The following is a 16,937-nucleotide window of genomic DNA, read 5'->3' on the forward strand; positions in this document are numbered from 1 at the left end:
CTTAAGCGTTGATCGCTTCGATTACTACTTTTGTGTAAGGCTGACGATGACCTTGCTTCTTGCGATTATTCTTCTTTGCTTTGTATTTGAAAACGATGATTTTCTTTTGACGGCCTTGCTTTTCAACTTTAGCTGTCACGGTAGCACCTTCAACAACAGGGCTTCCTACCTTCACGTTTTCGCCACCGACGAAAAGAACTTTGTCAAAAGTAACTGTTTCGCCTGCTTCTGCGTTAAGCTTTTCAATGTAGATTGCCTGTCCAGCTTCTACTTTCACTTGCTTACCGCCAGTTTCGATAATTGCGTACATTCCACTTGCACCTCCTCTAAACTAAGACTCGCCATCACAGGCGCCTGCTCGCACAAGTCTTCCCTGCCTGTTCCGTGCGGTTGTAGCGTGGTGCGCTACAAACATAACATAAAAATATTATCATACAGAATACATAGTGTCAATAATGATTTTAATACAGACTATTATTCTCCAGCAATCTCTTCTACACTGCCAAGCTTCCGAATAGAATAAAACGGTGTTTCTGATGGAACAACTGTGAAAACTACAGTGAGACCGGTACTATTTTCCAAATATGCTTTATGCTCCCCATCATTTTCGAGAAACAGTTTCACCACTTTCTCATCCGCTTCCACACGCACTGCTTCATACTCTGTTCCCCTGTAGCCAAACAATTCTCTTTCCAAGCGGAAAGCCACTGTTTCAGGAGATATTACTTTTCCTGTTCCGTTACAAACCCTGCATTTTTCCATAAGCGTTTCGCCAAGGGATCGCTTTGTCTTTTTTCTCGTTAACTGGAGAATTCCAAGAGAGGTGAAACCTAAAATTCTTGTTCTCCTTCCGTCCTCCCCAAGAGACGCGGATAGTATCCTTACAATTTCTTCTCTGCTGGCATCATCCTTCATATCAATAAAATCGACCAAGATGATTCCGCCGATATCCCTCAACCTGATTTGCCTGGCAATTTCTCTTGCAGCAAGTTTATTGACAGCAAATACTGTCTCATCAAGACTGCTTTTCCCTGTGAATTTCCCTGTATTGACATCAATGATTGTCAAAGCTTCCGCGTCATCCATAATCAAATATGCACCGTTCTCAAGCCAAACTAACCTGTGGAGCGCCTTTTCTATTTCTTGTTCCACACCGTAAAAAGAAAAAATATTTTCCTTCCCGTTATATGGCACAATAGACATTCCTTCATATCGCGTTATAGTGCGCGCAAGCCGTTTTCTCATTTCCGGCTGATCTGAAACTATTTCCGCGGGCTTCAGCCTGTCCAACTCATTGATTAGTGCTTCATAGAAAGTATCCTTTTTATGTATAACACATGGTTTTTTATATTTTTCCGCCTTTCTTTCTATCTCTGAAAAAAGATTTCTAAGTTCCTGAAGCTCTGCTGCGACCGCTTCTTGGCTATGTTGGGATGCAGATGTTCTGAAGATGATCCCTTCTCCTGGATTCCTGATTGCCTCCCCCAATTTCATCATTTTTTTCCGAATTTCCGGACCGCTGTGTTTTTTAGAGGCGGCAATATAGTTGCCCGATGGCATATAAACGAGGATATCCCCCTTAAGCTCCACGATAGCAGTCAACCTCGCCCCTTTAGAGCCTGTTTCATCTTTGTCGACTTGGACGAGAATCCGTTCTCCTTGATGAATATACCGGCCGATACCACGAGAAAGTTTTTCCGTCTTGCTCCCCTCTCCTAAAACAAACGCAGGCAATTTTTCAAGATGAAGATAACCACTTTTACCTGTCCCGATATTAATAAACGCAGCATTCATTCCTGGCACTACTTTTTCCACAAGCCCGAGATATATGTTTCCAACATTCGACTGCTGTCCGGGCTGTTCGATGTAGAGTGCTTCTATTTTTCCCTTTTTCATATAGGCATACCGCTTTTCAGCAGTATTTGAATTAATAATCATTCTATCCAATTTGCTTCCCCGCTTTTTTATAGTATACGTATAGGCAGGGGTACCCCTGCCTATCTATTATCTATTTTCAATACGTGTATAGCAAATCCCCTATTTTGGCGGTAAGCATCTTTTCTGCAAAATACGCATGCAGCAGTTCATTTTCATCAAGCGAAGTTTTATTGCCATCTTTTCTGGTCACAATCACTGGATGCTTGCATCCTCGTTGAAATTGTTCCAGAACGGAATGTAGTTTCTCTTCTTCCGTAACATTCAGCGGCTTAAGGTGGCGAAAGTCGCCGCTTTTACCGTAGTACCTCTCCATGAGGAACCGAAGGAAAACATACCTCCTTTGCTTCCATTCAAAGTACATGGAGAAACATAGGAAGGAAAGAATAATCCATACATTCAATGTGAAAGGACCCATAAAAGCAGCTAATCCAGCGAACAATGCCAGAAAAGCGGTAGAGAAAAGAAGCATTTTTCGGTGTGCACGCCCAAAAGGCTCCCAAAGAGAAAAGAAGAGCAGCAAAAGTTTCCCTCCATCAAGCGGCCATATAGGAATAAGATTGAATAATAGCACCATTTTATTAAAATCCATGAATCGCGTATGCCAATATTCCGGCAATATCCCAACCTCATACAGCAGCATACTAAGCCCTGCAAGCCAAAGATGCTGAAAAGGCCCCGCCGCTACAACTATGGTCTCCTCCATCAACGATCGGTTCCCATGTTCGTCCATTTCGGCGACACCGCCAAAAGGCAGCAGTGTGATTCTCCGAATTCTCCAAGAAAAATGGCTTGCTGCTGCTGCGTGGCCGAGTTCATGAACAAAAATAATAAGTAAAAGGAGCAAAAGCTCGATGAAGTGGGCTGTAACAACTGCAAGAAACATAACAAAAAAGAGAAGCGGATGCAGGCGGGTAATTTTAAACAAGCCAATGGCTTTACTCAAATCGAATCACCTGAATAGGGTCTACAAAATCATTCCCTTTCTTAATAGCGAAGTAAAAGGAACCTTTTTCGCGTTCATTTGATTCTGCCGACTTTCCGATATGCTTCCCTTTTTCGACAAATTCGTAAAGACCGACATCCACTCGTTCAAGATTTCCGTACCATGATTCGCTTCGGTCTGCGTGCTGAATAATGACTGTTTTCCCGAAGCCTTCCTTCTCGCCAATAAAGTTAATCCTTCCTCCCATCATTGCTTCCACAGCAGCGTCTTTGCCTGTTTCAATCGTAATCTTCTGCCCGTCATCCCTAAACTCTTCTAATATTTTTCCAGAAGCCGGTAATGCAGCATCCTGATTGGCTGGTGTGAGCTTACTGTCATTCTTGTCATCCTGCCTTGGCAACAGGGTAAGCGGCTTACCGAATTTTTCCTCGTACCATCCAGACACTGATGCAAATTCAAACTCCTTTTGCATTGTCTTCTGCACAAATGCTTTTACAGGTGCGGTGGATTCTCCTCCATTCCTAAAAAGAATGGCCACCCCAAGGAAAAGACATGCCGCGAAAAGGACTTTGAACAGAAGCAGTTCTTTACTGAAGACAGGAGTTCGCCCTTCATCAGGGCTCGTTTCATAAGAAGGAAACGGGTCAAAGCCATGAAGTTCCTCCGTCTCTGCGATCTTCCCTGCCACCGACCCGCGTGATGAACGCTCTTTTAGTCTATTCCGCTTCTCAATGCGCTTTCTGATTTCATCCACTCTTGACCCCATTTCTCTCACCCATTCCTTTTAGACAGTTTGTACAAGTCTATGAAACAAGTTATCTATGTATTCCTTTAGGAAAACGCAAAAAAGGCCGTCGCAAACGGAACGTTTGCAACGGCCTTTTGATAATACACAAAACTTAAGATCGCACTCCAAAAAAGCGTTTCAGTTTGGAGAACATTCCTTCATTTCCAGTATCAAGCTGTTGAAGGGGTACAGATTCGCCAAGAATTCTCCTGGCAATGTTGCGATACGCTATCGATGCCTTGCTATTAGGATTAAGCGCAATCGGCTCCCCATGGTTTGATGCCTTAATCACTTCATCATCATCTGCTACAATTCCGAGCAGTTCAATCGAAAGATGTGCTGTTACTTCATCGACATCGAGCATATCGCCATTTTTCATTAAGTGGTTTCGTATTCTGTTAATAACCAGCTTCGGTGCTTCTACATTTTCTTCCTTCTCGAGTAGACCGATGATTCGATCAGCATCCCTTACAGCGGAAATTTCAGGAGTGGTGACCACAATGGCCTTATCTGCACCAGCTACTGCGTTTTTGTATCCCTGTTCTATTCCTGCAGGGCAATCTATAATGATATAATCATAGTCTTGTTTCAATTCCTCGACAAGCTTCTTCATTTCCTCCGGTTGTACAGCTGTTTTATCGGTTGTCTGGGCTGCAGGAAGGAGGTAAAGCTTGTCTTCGAACCTCTTATCTTTTACAAGGGCCTGATGGATTTTGCATCTTCCTTGGATGACATCAACAAGATCATAGATAATCCGGTTCTCAAGGCCCATCACCACATCAAGGTTCCTAAGGCCAATATCGGTATCGACAAGGCATACTTTTTTCCCTTGAAGGGCCAAAGCTGTACCAATATTTGCGGATGTTGTTGTTTTGCCAACTCCGCCTTTCCCGGATGTAATCACGATTGCTTCTCCCAATTTAGCGGCCTCCTTCAAATCTTGTTAAGCTTGGTCTGATTTTAATCAGAGCTTGCAATCTATCGACGGCAATTTGACCGTCATCGGTTATGTAAGCGCATTCCATCACTTTTTCTTCCTGTTCAGGGATTCCGTCTGGTGCTCGGTTGACATACCCGGCAATGCGCAGCTGAGATGCCCTCATTGCAGATGCAGCGATGACCGCTTTCTCGTTTCCAGTGAAACCAGCATGGGCCACTCCCTTTAAAGACCCCAGTATAAAAATATTTCCGCTGGCCTTGACTGTTCCGCCTGGATTTACATCTCCAACCAACAGCATGTCCCCGGTAACCTCCAGCACCTGTCCGGACCTTACGATTCTGGCAATTGTCACAATCTCGTTTTCCCGCATCATTTCTTCTGCTTGTTCCATTGTGATGACATTAGTATCAATGCTGTCTACAATAAGGTTTCGCTTCTGCCGGATTACTTCTTTTAACTCTTCCTTTTGCTCCTGAGATAAGTAGCGGTTTCCAGCCTTTACTTTCACAGTAAGCATCTTGTCTGTTTCATGGTGATTACTCGTATTCACCAGTTTTCGATCAAGCTCTTTTTTTAATTCCTCATAGGAGCATGTATCATCAAGATGGAGCGTTAGCCCGTCTTTTGTCCCTTTAATCGTAACATTTTGGTTATTTTTCATACAGGTGGTTCACCTCGATGATAAAAGAGATTCGACAGCCTGATTCCAATCTCCTTTTTTTGAATAGATTGAACAGAATTATTTCTTATTCGTTTCGTAAAAAATCGGCATATTTTTCAAACTGACTCTTAAATGGGAGAGCTGCCAGAACTAGAAATGCCATATTCAGGACTAGTGTCGGAAACAAGCGGACGCTTGCAAAGCTTGAAAAATCCATATCGGTAATATGGATTAACAGATTCATTTCATAGACGCCAACTTCAAGAAGAGCAATGCCAAGCAGTGACACTGCGGATACCACTACAACATTTGTCTGAAGAATTTTCATTACGTTTGAAAAGATATAGGCAAGTAGCGGAAAGAGCACAAGGTAAACTCCAAGAATTTCTGTATACACCATATCAAAAAGAAGACCAAAGATAAAACCATAAATAATGCCCTTCTTTTCGTTTCCATACACAGTAAGAAAGAGAATAGCGGCTAACAAAAAGCGCGGAACCATAACTCTTGCGCTATGAAATAGTTCTGCAGGGAGAAATTCCACAAACAAGCTCTCCAATATAAACAAAAAAACAAACAGAAGAGGCAAACCTAGGCGCTTCATAGTCCGCCCTCCCCTATAGAGGCTGAAGGAGGAGTTGGCATCAGCCTTGTAAGAACCATGACATGATGGATGTCATAAAAATCAGCATCCGGCTTCACTAGAGCTGTCTGGTTGAGACCTAGTTCTCCCGGTTTCACCTTTATAACTTTCCCGATTGGTACGTTTGGAGGAAAAACTCCCCCGAGTCCTGATGTCACTACGTTTTGACCTTTTTTTATTTTAGCGTCAAACGGCAGTCCCTTCAGTTTCAGCAATTTGCTTTCTTCCTCAAAACCATCAATGGTACCATAAAGCTGCTTCTCTCCTTGAAGCGCAGCGGAAATACGGTTTGCCGTATCTGTTCCGCTCATGAGCTGGACAGTCGCAGTAAACGGAGTGGTGCTTTTGATTTTTCCGATTAACCCTCTAGAAGTCATGACAGCCATATTCTTTTTAACACCGTCAGATTTACCTTTATTGATGATTATCTTTTCATGCCATAGTCGATCTGGACTTCTGGCAATCACCCTCGCCTGCATTGGCTTGTAATCTTCAAGGGAGCTCTTTTTATCGAGCACATCCTTCAATTCCTTGTTTTCTTTTTCAAGCGAATACACTTTTGCCTCAAGGCGAGCCATATCATCAAGGTGTTTTTTCAGTTTTTTGTTTTCATCATATGTATTCTGCAAGTCTACAAGATTTTCAAAAAACCCGGCAATATAATGGGCCGGCCGCGAAACCAGGGATTGGACCCAGCCTGTCGTATCTTTGACGAACTGCTCCGGCCAGGTCAACTCCTCCCGATCCCTTAAGGAAAACCCAATCAATGCCACGAGGAGAATAATGCTGACCAACAGCATAATCAGTCTTTTGTTCAGGAAAAATTGTGGCATGACTTTACACCTCTATTATTGTTAAACAATTATCTTAACGGGATTCTTTTGCTTTGTTCTTAAACAGATCGATATGGTCAAGCGCTTTTCCAGTACCGATGGCAACGCAGTCCAACGGGTCCTCAGCGATAAGCACAGGCATTTTTGTTTCTTTTCCAATAACTTTGTCAAGGTTACGGAGGAGCGCGCCTCCCCCTGTTAAAACAATGCCTCGGTCCATGATGTCTGCCGCAAGTTCAGGTGGAGTGTTTTCAAGGGTGAGCTTGACCGCATCGACGATCGCATAAACGGTATCATGCAATGCTACTGCAACTTCAGCTGCCGTTATTTCTATTGTCTTCGGAAGACCTGTAAGAAGATCGCGTCCGCGAATTTCCATGTTATCAATGCCTTCTAGTTCTTCTGCTGATCCTATTTCCATCTTGATAGCTTCAGATGTCCTTTCACCAATCATCAAATTATACGTCTTTCTGATATAACTGATGATGGCATCATCCATTTCATCACCTGCAACCCTGATTGATTGAGAAGTAACAATTCCGCCAAGGGAGATGATCGCAACTTCTGTTGTTCCTCCGCCAATGTCCACTACCATGCTTCCGGTCGGTTCCCATACAGGAAGGTTGGCACCTATAGCTGCAGCGAACGGCTCTTCAATAGTAAAGGCATCTCTTGCGCCAGCCTGGCGTGTAGCATCGATAACCGCACGCTCTTCTACAGCTGTGATACCCGAAGGGACACAAATCATAACATATGGTTTGCCGGCAAACAGCCCTTTGTTTTTCGTCGCCTGTTTGATATAATATTTCATCATTGTTGCGGTTGTCTCATAGTCTGCAATTACGCCATCTTTCATCGGGCGCATCGCAACTACATTTCCAGGTGTCCTTCCGATCATATTCTTCGCATCATTCCCTACAGCAACGATCGATTTCGTATCCGTCTGCATAGCGACAACAGAAGGTTCGCGAAGCACGATTCCTTTTCCTTTTACGTAGACAAGTGTATTTGCAGTCCCCAGGTCAATGCCAAGGTCTCTTGTACCAATTCCAAACATGTTGTATCTCCCTTTCTTGAAAAACTCCAATTTTTTTCCATGCAGATGTCCATAGCGGCGGCTTGTATCTCGAACGCTCACCGGCTCTTTGCGGCATCATTACAGCCGCAAAAATCATAAATTATATTATATCGTAAGGTCAAATAAAATCATAGTATCAAACATAACCTTTTTCCTTTAGACTGACATATTTATTCTCTCCAATAATCAAGTGGTCAAGGACATCGATTCCGACAATTTTGCCGCACTCAGCAAGCCTCTTTGTCACTTCGATATCCTCCCTGCTTGGCGTTGGGTCTCCGGAAGGATGGTTGTGAGCGCAAATAACAGATGCAGCAGATCTCCTAACAGCTTCTTTGAATACTTCTCTTGGATGGACAATGGAGGCATTCAGACTGCCGATAAAAATTGTCTGTTTGTGAATGACCTGGTTTTTCGTGTTCAAATAAAGACAGACAAAATGTTCCTGCGATAAAAAACGCATATCATTCATTAGAAACTTGGCACCATCTTCCGGCGAACGGATTATATAGCGTTCGTCGATTGTACTGTTTGCGATGCGCCGTCCAATTTCAACTGCCGCCAATAAATGAATAGCTTTCGCTTTTCCGATACCTTTGATGGATGTTAGTTCCTCCATTGTTGCGTCCTTTAGCAGGCGGATCCCTTCGAACTTTGTCAAGAGCCTTCCTGCAAGCTGAAGAACTGACTCCTCTCTTGTACCAGTACAGAGCAGAAGCGCAATTAGCTCATGATTGGAAAGGTTTTGCGGCCCATTTATCAGAAACCGCTCCCTTGGTCTTTCGTTCTGTGGGTAATCCCGAATCAATAACTGTTCCTTCTTCAACGCACTTTCCTCCCTGTTTGTTCGGGAGGTCTGGAGATGAATGGTGAAAAAATCGCTAAAACGGGAGATGGAAGCCGGCTTTTCTAAGCTCCCTTATCGTCCTTGCCACCGGGAGTCCAACCACGGTGTAATAGTCACCAGCAATTTCTTTAACAAGGTAACTTCCAAAACCCTGTATCCCGTATCCTCCGGCTTTGTCAAACGGTTCCCCGCTATTGATGTATGCTTCAATCTCTTCATCTGTCAGCTCCCAAAAAGTAACGTCTGTTTTTTCGTAAAAACGATGTTCCGCTTCAGGAGATATGATAGAAACCCCAGTATAGACGGTGTGGGAGTTTCCTGATAGCCTTCTAAGCATGCTCCGCGCCTCGGATGCATCCGAAGGTTTTCCAAGTATTTCACCTCCGTGAACGACAACAGTATCCGATCCGATGATGAAAGAACTAGGGTGCTTGGAAGAAACATATCTCGATTTACGTGAAGCAAGTTCCATTACTGCCTCAGCCGGAGGCATGCCGCTTTCAATGGTCTCATCTGCATTGCTTGCGGAAATGTCGAATTGAAGATGGAGATTCATCAGGAGTTCTTTTCTCCGAGGAGAAGCAGAGGCTAAAATGAGGTGTTGCATGGAATCACCTTTCCTGTGGATATGCATTAGGGAGATACAAATTAATGGTAACAAAATTCTTGTCTCCAGACAACGAAAAGCGGCATAAACAAACAAAAACTTTCAAGGCCTGCCTTTTATTTGGCAAGCCCTCTTAATATGGCTATTTCCCAGAAAATAATTTCTGTAAATATCAGGATACATTTCTACTTACATAACTTACTGTATTCTCCCATCAATTTGAGAAGAGCATCCTCTCCATCAGATTTTAATATAAGTGCGTGCATATTTTTAATATTTTTGTCGGAAAGCTGATCGGAGGCTACCTTTTTCATACTTCCAGCTGCTTCCCCTGCATTTTGCCCTTTGCTTCCAAGCAAGTTCTTCATTGCAGCTGGAATAAGGTTTAACACCAATTTTTCCTCTTCACTTGAATAGGTACATTCTCCTCCGCCAAATGAAAATGATTTTGCAAAGGCATCAATCCCATTTTCCTTCAAATCCGAAGCTCTTTCCTTTGCTTCTTCAAGTGTTGGAGAGGCTGCTAGGACTATCGTGAGTTTTCCTCCAGAGTCAATGATTTCTCCCTGTACCCCTTTAGCATTAATCTCCTTTAAACTGTTGTCAGCTGCCTCAATCGAACTGTACACTCCGCCCTGCACAATAAATAGATCAAGAGGAGCCAGAGTCACCCTCCCGCTTTTTGTAGCATCCTTTGTTTCCTCCGTGGTTGTCGTTTCTTTTGCAATAGGTCCGTTCTTGTCCGCTGTTACGACACTAAGAATGGCAAAACCTAATATTACTCCCACAATGATTGCAAGAGCGACGGCTCCAAGTACTTTGCGGACAATGGCTGATTGACCGTTACTTTTCTTTAACGGAGGCATCCGGAATACATCTGTCTTCAGCAATGCCTCTTGCTCGATCTTCCCATCTCTTACTTTTTTCTCGTTATGTAAGGGGGCAGGAAGAATCCAATCAAAGCTTTCCTCATCGTTCTCACGAGCTGCAGCTGTTTCACGCCAATGTTCAACCTTGTACCGCTGCTTATTATTCGCATTTTTATTCTCTATTTTTTCCGGCTGTTGGGTACGTTTTAACGGACGTTCTTCGCCGCTGATCCTGATTGTGATTGTCTTCCCACGCTTGTCCAATTAAATTCCCCCATTCATTGTAAGTCCGTTCATTCTAGCATATAAAAAAAGAAAAAGAACAAGACTTTTGTCGTCTTGTCCTCTAAGGAATTCGCCAAATTTTTCATCAAGCTGTCTCTTCAAAAAGAAAAAATTTTCTTTGGCCTTAAAAGCAAAGGAAAATGCTGAATATCCCCCATCGCTGTACCGCATGCAAGGTAGAGACTGCGCGGGAAAGAATAGCAGCCTTTCGCTTTTGCGATATATTCAAGAGAATCGACCGGGATAGAAAAGAAGCCGATCATTTCATCATGGATTTTCTCTAAATCAGGATGGTCTCCTATCAGGAGCATTTCAGTAATCTCATCCTCTTCCTTCAGGCTGTTGTGTTCCACTATTAACCCATTGATTTCCTTGTATATATTTTGATACTGAATATCAGAGGATATCTCTTTTTGTATTGGTGTAAGCTCCTGTTCTCCCGTTCTGCCAAGCCTTACTCTCCAGGTAAAATCAAAATTAAAATGCTTTCTTTGAAGCTTCATAGAATGTAGCCCACCTTGGATATAAACAGTGACACAAGAAAGGTCAAAGTTGATAATCAGCCTTGTGACCTTCTCCTGTTCAAAGATATAGCGGCAAAGCCTGCCAATGGAGTTTGGCGGTGTTTCTATCGAGAATGGTTTAAAGCCAGCTTTTTGCAGCAGTGATAAAACTTCAACTGCATACTTGTTTTTTTGAAGAGGCATTCGATCCTGAAGCATCTCGCTCTCGCTCCTACTATCACTCGTTTCAGGTAAAAGGATCCGGACAGGGCACTTCTTTAATCCCCAGTCAACGAAACACTCGTCAAGCAGCATAGAGAACATTTGATAATTTTTTATTTGGCCATGAAAAATAACCCCTTCCTGGATAAATTTCTCTCCACATCGGCGAATGACAGGAAATAGAGGGGATTCAATTTCAATGAACCTGATGGAATGGTCATTAAAAGCGAGACCAATGGATTTTTTACGATATAGGCTGGCTGCTCTCATAAAAACATACCTTCTATTTGATTGATGTTGAATAAAGTTCCTTCGTATAAAGTGATGATAGATTCTCCCCAAAAATAGGAAACCAATGTGCCTAAAGCGATAAAAGGTGCGAATGGCACCGCAGTTTTCTTGTTCAAAGAACCTGACAATAGTCCTAATACGGCAAACACCGATCCAAATAATGCAGATAAGTAAAAGGATAACAAGGTTGTTTTTAATCCAGTTGCAAGCCCAATTACTGCAAACAGCTTCACATCACCCATTCCTATTTTCCCATTGCTGGCAAGATTGATGATATACAGCAGTGCAAAGCAAAAGACCGAGCCTGTTAAGGAATTCCACCAAGGCGTTAGGGGGACAAAGATCCGAAAAAAGAAAATAAGAAGAAAAAAAGGTATGAGGATTTTATTTGGAATAATCATATATTCCAAATCTGAAAAAGAAATGATGATGAGCATTGATGCTAGCGTTAGCGCAAGGAACAGTTCGGGCTTCCACCCGACGATCAATGGGGAAATGACAAATAGGATGCCAGTAGAAAGTTCAGCCGCGGGGGAAGTGAGTGGAATAGAGCTAAAGCAGTGACGGCATTTCCCTTGCTGCATTGCAAAGGAGAAAAGAGGGATAAGCTCGTGGCTTTTTAGCCTGTGCCCGCATTCTGGACAATGGGAACCGGGAAACAGGATGGATTCCCCTTTCGGTACACGTAGGGCTATCAAATGGTAGAACGAGCCGAAAACGAGTCCGACAATAAAGAGCAATAGTAATAACATATTTCATTCTCCTATATTTATTTTTCGTAAAGCCTTTTTTCTCCCTCCCTCCTAATAAAAGTGCTTTCCACCATTATACTTCGCACCCCTTTTCAGCAGCATCACTTTTGGAAAACCGACAAAAAAAATCCATAAATTAATAAGGAAAAGCGCTCAGGCGGAGGGCGTGCGCATCAACAAAACGACGCTGCTGCTGCGTTTGGTTGATTTTTTCATGAAGATGGTTGATTATGCCCGAAACTTGGTTGATTCCGCCTTCTAGAGAGTAGGCCGCAGCCCCTCATAATGCGTATCAGTCTCTTGTGCTGAAACAAAAAAAGCCTGTCCCAATATTGATACCTTAGGACAGACGTCTCCTTATTATCGAGCAAGATTAGCCACAATATATGGTTTTATCTCTGAAAGAAAATATAGCGAGCCTGTAACAATCAGCATATTCTCTCCTTCAAGATGAGACAGACCTGCATTAATTGCGCTTCTCCAATCCGCCATAGCACAGCCCTTCTCATGTTTGCTTGCGCTATGCAACTCTTCGGCAGAAGCTGCTCGCGGAAAATCAAATGTGGTAAAAATCAATTCATCGCAAACGGAATCGAGCATACTGATCATAGTCTCAAACTTCTTATCCCTTAAAGCAGCAAATACAATCGTTTTTTTTCTTTCGGAGTATTGGCTGGTCAACGTATGGACAAGCGCCTTGATTCCTTCTTCGTTATGGGCGCCATCTATCACCACAAACGGAGTGCGAGCGATAATTTCAAATCTTCCTGGCCAACTTGCTCGCATGATTCCTGAACGGATGCTTTTCTCTGAAATAAGAAAATGGCCTTCTCTTGCCAGCAGTTCTGATGCCATAACCGCAAGGGAAGCGTTCTCTGCCTGATGTTTTCCCATCATGCTGACATACAAGTTAGGAAGCTGGGAAAACAGGCTCCGGTAGTCAAACTTGCTGCCATCGACATTTGCTGCATAAGAAGTGACGCTGAATTGGGCACCAGCTTCATAGTATGGCACTTCTCTCTCCGCTGCTGCTCTCCTTATGACTGCAGCAGCCTCCTCTTGGTGAACACCTGAAATCGCCAGGATGCCATCTTTGATTATCCCAGCTTTTTCGAAAGCTATTTCCTCTAATGTTTCCCCTAAAATCCCCGTATGGTCAAGCCCTATACTTGTAATGATGGAAAGAAGGGGGTGAATGATATTGGTGGAATCAAACCTTCCGCCGAGCCCAACTTCATACAACACCACATCAACCGGAGCCATTTTTGCAAAATAGTAAAAAGACATTGCTGTGATTACTTCAAACTCTGTTGGACCACCAAGTTCGGTTTCTTCCAGTTCTTCTGCAAGCGGCTTGATTAAATTGACTAACTCGATAATATCCTTATCTTCACATGGTTTTCCATTTATACTGATTCGCTCGTTAAAGTGCTCAAAATACGGTGAGGTGAAAGTTCCCACCGCATAGCCTGCATCCTCGAGAATACATCGTAAAAAGGTAACAGTCGAACCCTTTCCATTTGTTCCGCCGATATGGATCGTCTTCAGAGTTCGTTCGGGGTTCCCTAGCCTCTCCATCATCACTTCCATTCTTCGAAGTCCCGGCTTTATTCCTAAGCGCAGCCTTGAATGAATCCACCGTACCGCTTCCTCATATGTCGAAAACATTCTATCCCCCCTGACCGTGATACCGCAATGACTGCAAAAGACGAACCAGGCAAGCTGGTTCGCCTTCAGTATGGATTATCCCCGGAGTTCTTTTATGCGTGCTTCCACAGCAGCGCGCTTTTCTAAATAGTCTTTTTCTTTTGCACGTTCCTCTTCAATAACTTTTTCTGGAGCTTTTTTTACAAAGCCTTCATTTGAAAGCTTCTTTTGAACCCGCTCCACTTCTTTATTCAGCTTGATTCGCTCTTTATCCAGTCGCGCAATTTCCTCGTCGATATTAATAAGTCCTTCAAGCGGGAGGATGATTTCAAGGCCTGTTACAACAGCTGTCATCGCCTTTTCCGGAGCAGCCATTTCGATGCCTGCTTCCAGCTTTTCCGGATTGCAAAAACGTTCTAAGTAAGGACGATTCTTCTCGATTACTTCGAGCACTTTTTCATCCTTCACTTTCAGGAATATGCTGATTTTTTTGCTAAGCGGCGTGTTCACTTCAGCCCTTATATTCCGCACTGCCCGGATGACTTCAACAAGAAGCTTCATCTCTGATGCAGCGTTTTCGTCGTTGTGTTCTTGCGCTGCTTTCGGCCATGGAGCTACTGTAATGGATTCTCCTTCATGCGGAAGGTTTTGCCATATCTCTTCCGTAATAAATGGCATGAATGGGTGTAAAAGCCGCATCGTATTATCGAGAACATACGCAAGGATAGACCTTGTCATTTTTTTAGCAGCTTCATCCTCCCCATAAAGCGGAAGTTTAGCCATTTCGATATACCAGTCGCAGAAATCATCCCATATAAAATTATATAGGACACGGCCAACTTCACCGAATTCATAGCGGTCTGATAACCTTGTGACTGTTTCGATAGTTTCATTCAGTCTAGTCAGAATCCACTTGTCCGCAACTGATTTTTCCCCGGTTAAATCGATTTCTTCGTAAGTCAAGCCCTCCATGTTCATCAAAGCAAAACGGGAAGCATTCCAAATCTTGTTCGCAAAGTTCCATACAGACTCGACTTTTTCAATGGAGAAACGCAAGTCCTGACCAGGAGAGCTCCCAGTGGAGAGGAAGTAACGAAGCGAATCCGCTCCGTATTTGTCGATAACATCCATTGGATCGACACCGTTTCCGAGAGACTTGCTCATTTTACGGCCTTCAGAATCACGAACAAGGCCATGGATCAACACATCTTTGAAAGGCTTTTCCCCTGTGAATTCGAGCGCTTGAAAAATCATCCTGGAGACCCAGAAGAAGATAATATCATAGCCTGTGACGAGCGCAGCAGTCGGATAATACCGCTTAAAATCAGGCGCTTCACCATCAGGCCACCCCATTGTTGAAAAAGGCCAAAGCGCTGATGAAAACCATGTATCGAGGACATCGCTGTCCTGTTCCCAATTTTCCAGATCGGCAGGAGGTTCGTGGTCAACATAAACCTCGCCTGTCTCCTTGTGATACCAAGCAGGAATTCTGTGACCCCACCAAAGCTGGCGGGAAATGCACCAGTCTCTTATATTTTCCATCCAGTGTAGATACGTTTTTTCAAATCGCTCCGGTACGAATTCCACTTTGCTTTCTTTTTTCTGCAGTTGGATAGCTTCGTCGGCAAGTGGCTGCATTTTTACGAACCATTGAGTGGAAAGGTAAGGCTCGACGACTGCGCCGCTCCTTTCTGAGTGTCCAACAGAATGAAGATGCTCCTCTATTTTGAAAAGCACTCCAGATTGCTGCAAATCTTTCACAAGCTGTTTCCTGCACTCGAAACGGTCCATACCCTTGTATTTTCCAGCTTTTTCATTCATGGTCCCATCTTCGTTCATAACGAGAATACGTTCGAGGCTATGACGGTTTCCGATTTCAAAATCATTTGGATCATGTGCTGGTGTAATTTTAACTGCACCTGACCCAAATTCCATATCAACATAGTCATCACCGACAATGGGAATCTCCCTGCCTGTAATCGGAAGAATCACTGTTTTTCCGATAAGGTGGCGATAACGCTCATCTTCCGGATGGACAGCAACAGCTGTATCACCAAGCATCGTCTCCGGTCTTGTCGTTGCGATTTCAATGCTGCCTGAACCGTCTGCAAGCGGATAGCGCATATGGTAAAAAGCCCCTTGTACATCTTTATAAATAACTTCGATATCGGACAAGGCTGTTTTCGTGGAAGGATCCCAGTTAATGATATATTCGCCTCGATAAATTAATCCTTTTTTATACAGCGAAACAAACACCTCTCGGACTGCTTTCGAAAGGCCTTCGTCCAGTGTGAATCTTTCCCGGCTATAATCAAGGCCCAAGCCTAGCTTAGACCATTGCTCTCGGATGTGAGAAGCATACTCCTCTTTCCACTTCCACGTTTCCTCTACAAATTTTTCCCTGCCAAGATCGTAGCGACTTTTTCCTTCGCTACGGAGTTTTTCCTCTACTTTTGCTTGGGTCGCAATGCCCGCATGGTCCATGCCTGGAAGCCATAGGACATCATATCCCTGCATTCTCTTCATCCTTGTGAGGATATCCTGCAATGTCGTATCCCAAGCGTGTCCCAGATGGAGCCTGCCTGTTACATTCGGAGGAGGGATGACAATAGTATACGGTTCCTTCCCTTCTCCACCTTTAGCCTCAAAATACTTACCTTCCAGCCACCAGGTATAACGCCCTTTCTCGATAGTGCCGGGATCATACTTTGTCGGCATTGATACATTTTGTTCCATATGTTGTCCTCCTGTACATGTAAATTACTTTCCAAAAAAACAAAAAAACTCCATTCGCCGTAAAAGGACGAATGGAGTGCGATTCGCGGTACCACCTTTTTTCCGGAGAATACGTATCTCCGGCTCTCAAACTCGATAACGGCGATTACCGTCTCCTGTTACTGACATTTAAAACGGGTTGGCAGGAGAAGCTCGAGGGTGACTTCCAGCACGCCTTGCCTGAAAAACCTCGCAGCAAATGGTTTTTCTCTCTTTAGGCAGCTTTTGCTGTACTAATCCCTTTCATTGCTTTTATGATATATAAAATATACTACCGAAAAGAGGGGAAGTCCGTCAATCATCTTATCCCTTTTTT

The 16,937-nt window shown here is 43.6% G+C and carries 16 protein-coding genes and 2 other annotated features; all 16 genes read right to left on the reverse strand.

The genetic code is table 11. From position 1 onward, the window contains the following. Position 1 precedes the first annotated feature (1 nt). The 16 genes from rplU to BQ5796_RS10990 all read right to left on the reverse strand — a co-directional run bounded on the left by rplU (position 2) and on the right by BQ5796_RS10990 (position 16,582). Positions 2-310 (reverse strand): 50S ribosomal protein L21, encoded by a 309-nt coding sequence (gene rplU, locus BQ5796_RS10915; RefSeq protein WP_071460263.1) that lies wholly within the window; start codon positions 308-310, stop codon positions 2-4. A 14-nt stretch (positions 311-324) separates the two neighbouring features. Continuing rightward, positions 325-402 (reverse strand) — a sequence feature (ribosomal protein L21 leader region). Between the two features lie 72 nt (positions 403-474). Further along, positions 475-1,938 (reverse strand): Rne/Rng family ribonuclease, encoded by a 1,464-nt coding sequence (locus BQ5796_RS10920; protein ID WP_071461269.1) that lies wholly within the window; start codon positions 1,936-1,938, stop codon positions 475-477. Between the two features lie 76 nt (positions 1,939-2,014). Further along, positions 2,015-2,881, reverse strand: coding sequence for a M50 family metallopeptidase (locus BQ5796_RS10925; RefSeq protein ID WP_071460264.1), 867 nt, complete (start codon positions 2,879-2,881; stop codon positions 2,015-2,017). Continuing rightward, positions 2,874-3,647, reverse strand: coding sequence for a M23 family metallopeptidase (locus tag BQ5796_RS10930; protein WP_071460265.1), 774 nt, complete (start codon positions 3,645-3,647; stop codon positions 2,874-2,876). The genes BQ5796_RS10925 and BQ5796_RS10930 overlap by 8 nt, the downstream gene beginning before the upstream one ends. A 133-nt stretch (positions 3,648-3,780) precedes the next feature. After that, entirely contained in the window at positions 3,781-4,587 is an 807-nt protein-coding gene (gene minD / locus BQ5796_RS10935; RefSeq protein WP_071460266.1) for a septum site-determining protein MinD, read from the reverse strand. Position 4,588: 1 nt separating this feature from the next. Further along, complete coding sequence (gene minC, locus BQ5796_RS10940) at positions 4,589-5,269, reverse strand: septum site-determining protein MinC (protein ID WP_071460267.1); 681 nt, start codon at positions 5,267-5,269, stop codon at positions 4,589-4,591. Positions 5,270-5,354: 85 nt separating this feature from the next. Beyond that, entirely contained in the window at positions 5,355-5,873 is a 519-nt protein-coding gene (gene mreD / locus BQ5796_RS10945; protein ID WP_071460268.1) for a rod shape-determining protein MreD, read from the reverse strand. Continuing rightward, positions 5,870-6,745 (reverse strand): rod shape-determining protein MreC, encoded by an 876-nt coding sequence (mreC, locus tag BQ5796_RS10950; protein WP_071460269.1) that lies wholly within the window; start codon positions 6,743-6,745, stop codon positions 5,870-5,872. The genes mreD and mreC overlap by 4 nt, the downstream gene beginning before the upstream one ends. A 34-nt stretch (positions 6,746-6,779) precedes the next feature. Next, positions 6,780-7,802, reverse strand: coding sequence for a rod shape-determining protein (locus BQ5796_RS10955; RefSeq protein ID WP_071460270.1), 1,023 nt, complete (start codon positions 7,800-7,802; stop codon positions 6,780-6,782). A 157-nt stretch (positions 7,803-7,959) separates the two neighbouring features. Next, positions 7,960-8,649 carry a RadC family protein gene (gene radC, locus BQ5796_RS10960; protein WP_071460271.1) on the reverse strand — a complete coding sequence of 230 codons (690 nt, stop codon included), beginning with the start codon at positions 8,647-8,649 and terminating at the stop codon, positions 7,960-7,962. A 55-nt stretch (positions 8,650-8,704) separates the two neighbouring features. After that, positions 8,705-9,277 (reverse strand): Maf family protein, encoded by a 573-nt coding sequence (locus BQ5796_RS10965; protein WP_071460272.1) that lies wholly within the window; start codon positions 9,275-9,277, stop codon positions 8,705-8,707. Between the two features lie 185 nt (positions 9,278-9,462). Beyond that, complete coding sequence (locus BQ5796_RS10970) at positions 9,463-10,410, reverse strand: SPOR domain-containing protein (RefSeq protein ID WP_071460273.1); 948 nt, start codon at positions 10,408-10,410, stop codon at positions 9,463-9,465. A gap of 119 nt (positions 10,411-10,529) precedes the next feature. Then, positions 10,530-11,426, reverse strand: a complete 897-nt coding sequence (locus BQ5796_RS10975) for a type IV pilus biogenesis protein PilM (protein ID WP_071460274.1) — start codon at positions 11,424-11,426, stop codon at positions 10,530-10,532. Beyond that, positions 11,423-12,199 carry a prepilin peptidase gene (locus tag BQ5796_RS10980; protein WP_071460275.1) on the reverse strand — a complete coding sequence of 259 codons (777 nt, stop codon included), beginning with the start codon at positions 12,197-12,199 and terminating at the stop codon, positions 11,423-11,425. The genes BQ5796_RS10975 and BQ5796_RS10980 overlap by 4 nt, the downstream gene beginning before the upstream one ends. Positions 12,200-12,559: 360 nt before the next feature. Then, a complete protein-coding gene (locus BQ5796_RS10985) occupies positions 12,560-13,867 on the reverse strand; it encodes a bifunctional folylpolyglutamate synthase/dihydrofolate synthase (RefSeq protein ID WP_071460276.1) in 1,308 nt (435 codons plus the stop codon). Between the two features lie 75 nt (positions 13,868-13,942). Next, on the reverse strand, positions 13,943-16,582 hold the full coding sequence (locus BQ5796_RS10990; RefSeq protein ID WP_071460277.1) for a valine--tRNA ligase: 2,640 nt from the start codon (positions 16,580-16,582) through the stop codon (positions 13,943-13,945). Positions 16,583-16,642: 60 nt separating this feature from the next. Further along, positions 16,643-16,877, reverse strand: a binding site (T-box leader). Positions 16,878-16,937: the final 60 nt, after the last annotated feature.

Source organism: Bacillus massilinigeriensis (assembly GCF_900111815.1).
Classification (GTDB): Bacteria; Bacillota; Bacilli; order Bacillales; family Cytobacillaceae; genus Mesobacillus_C; species Mesobacillus_C mediterraneensis.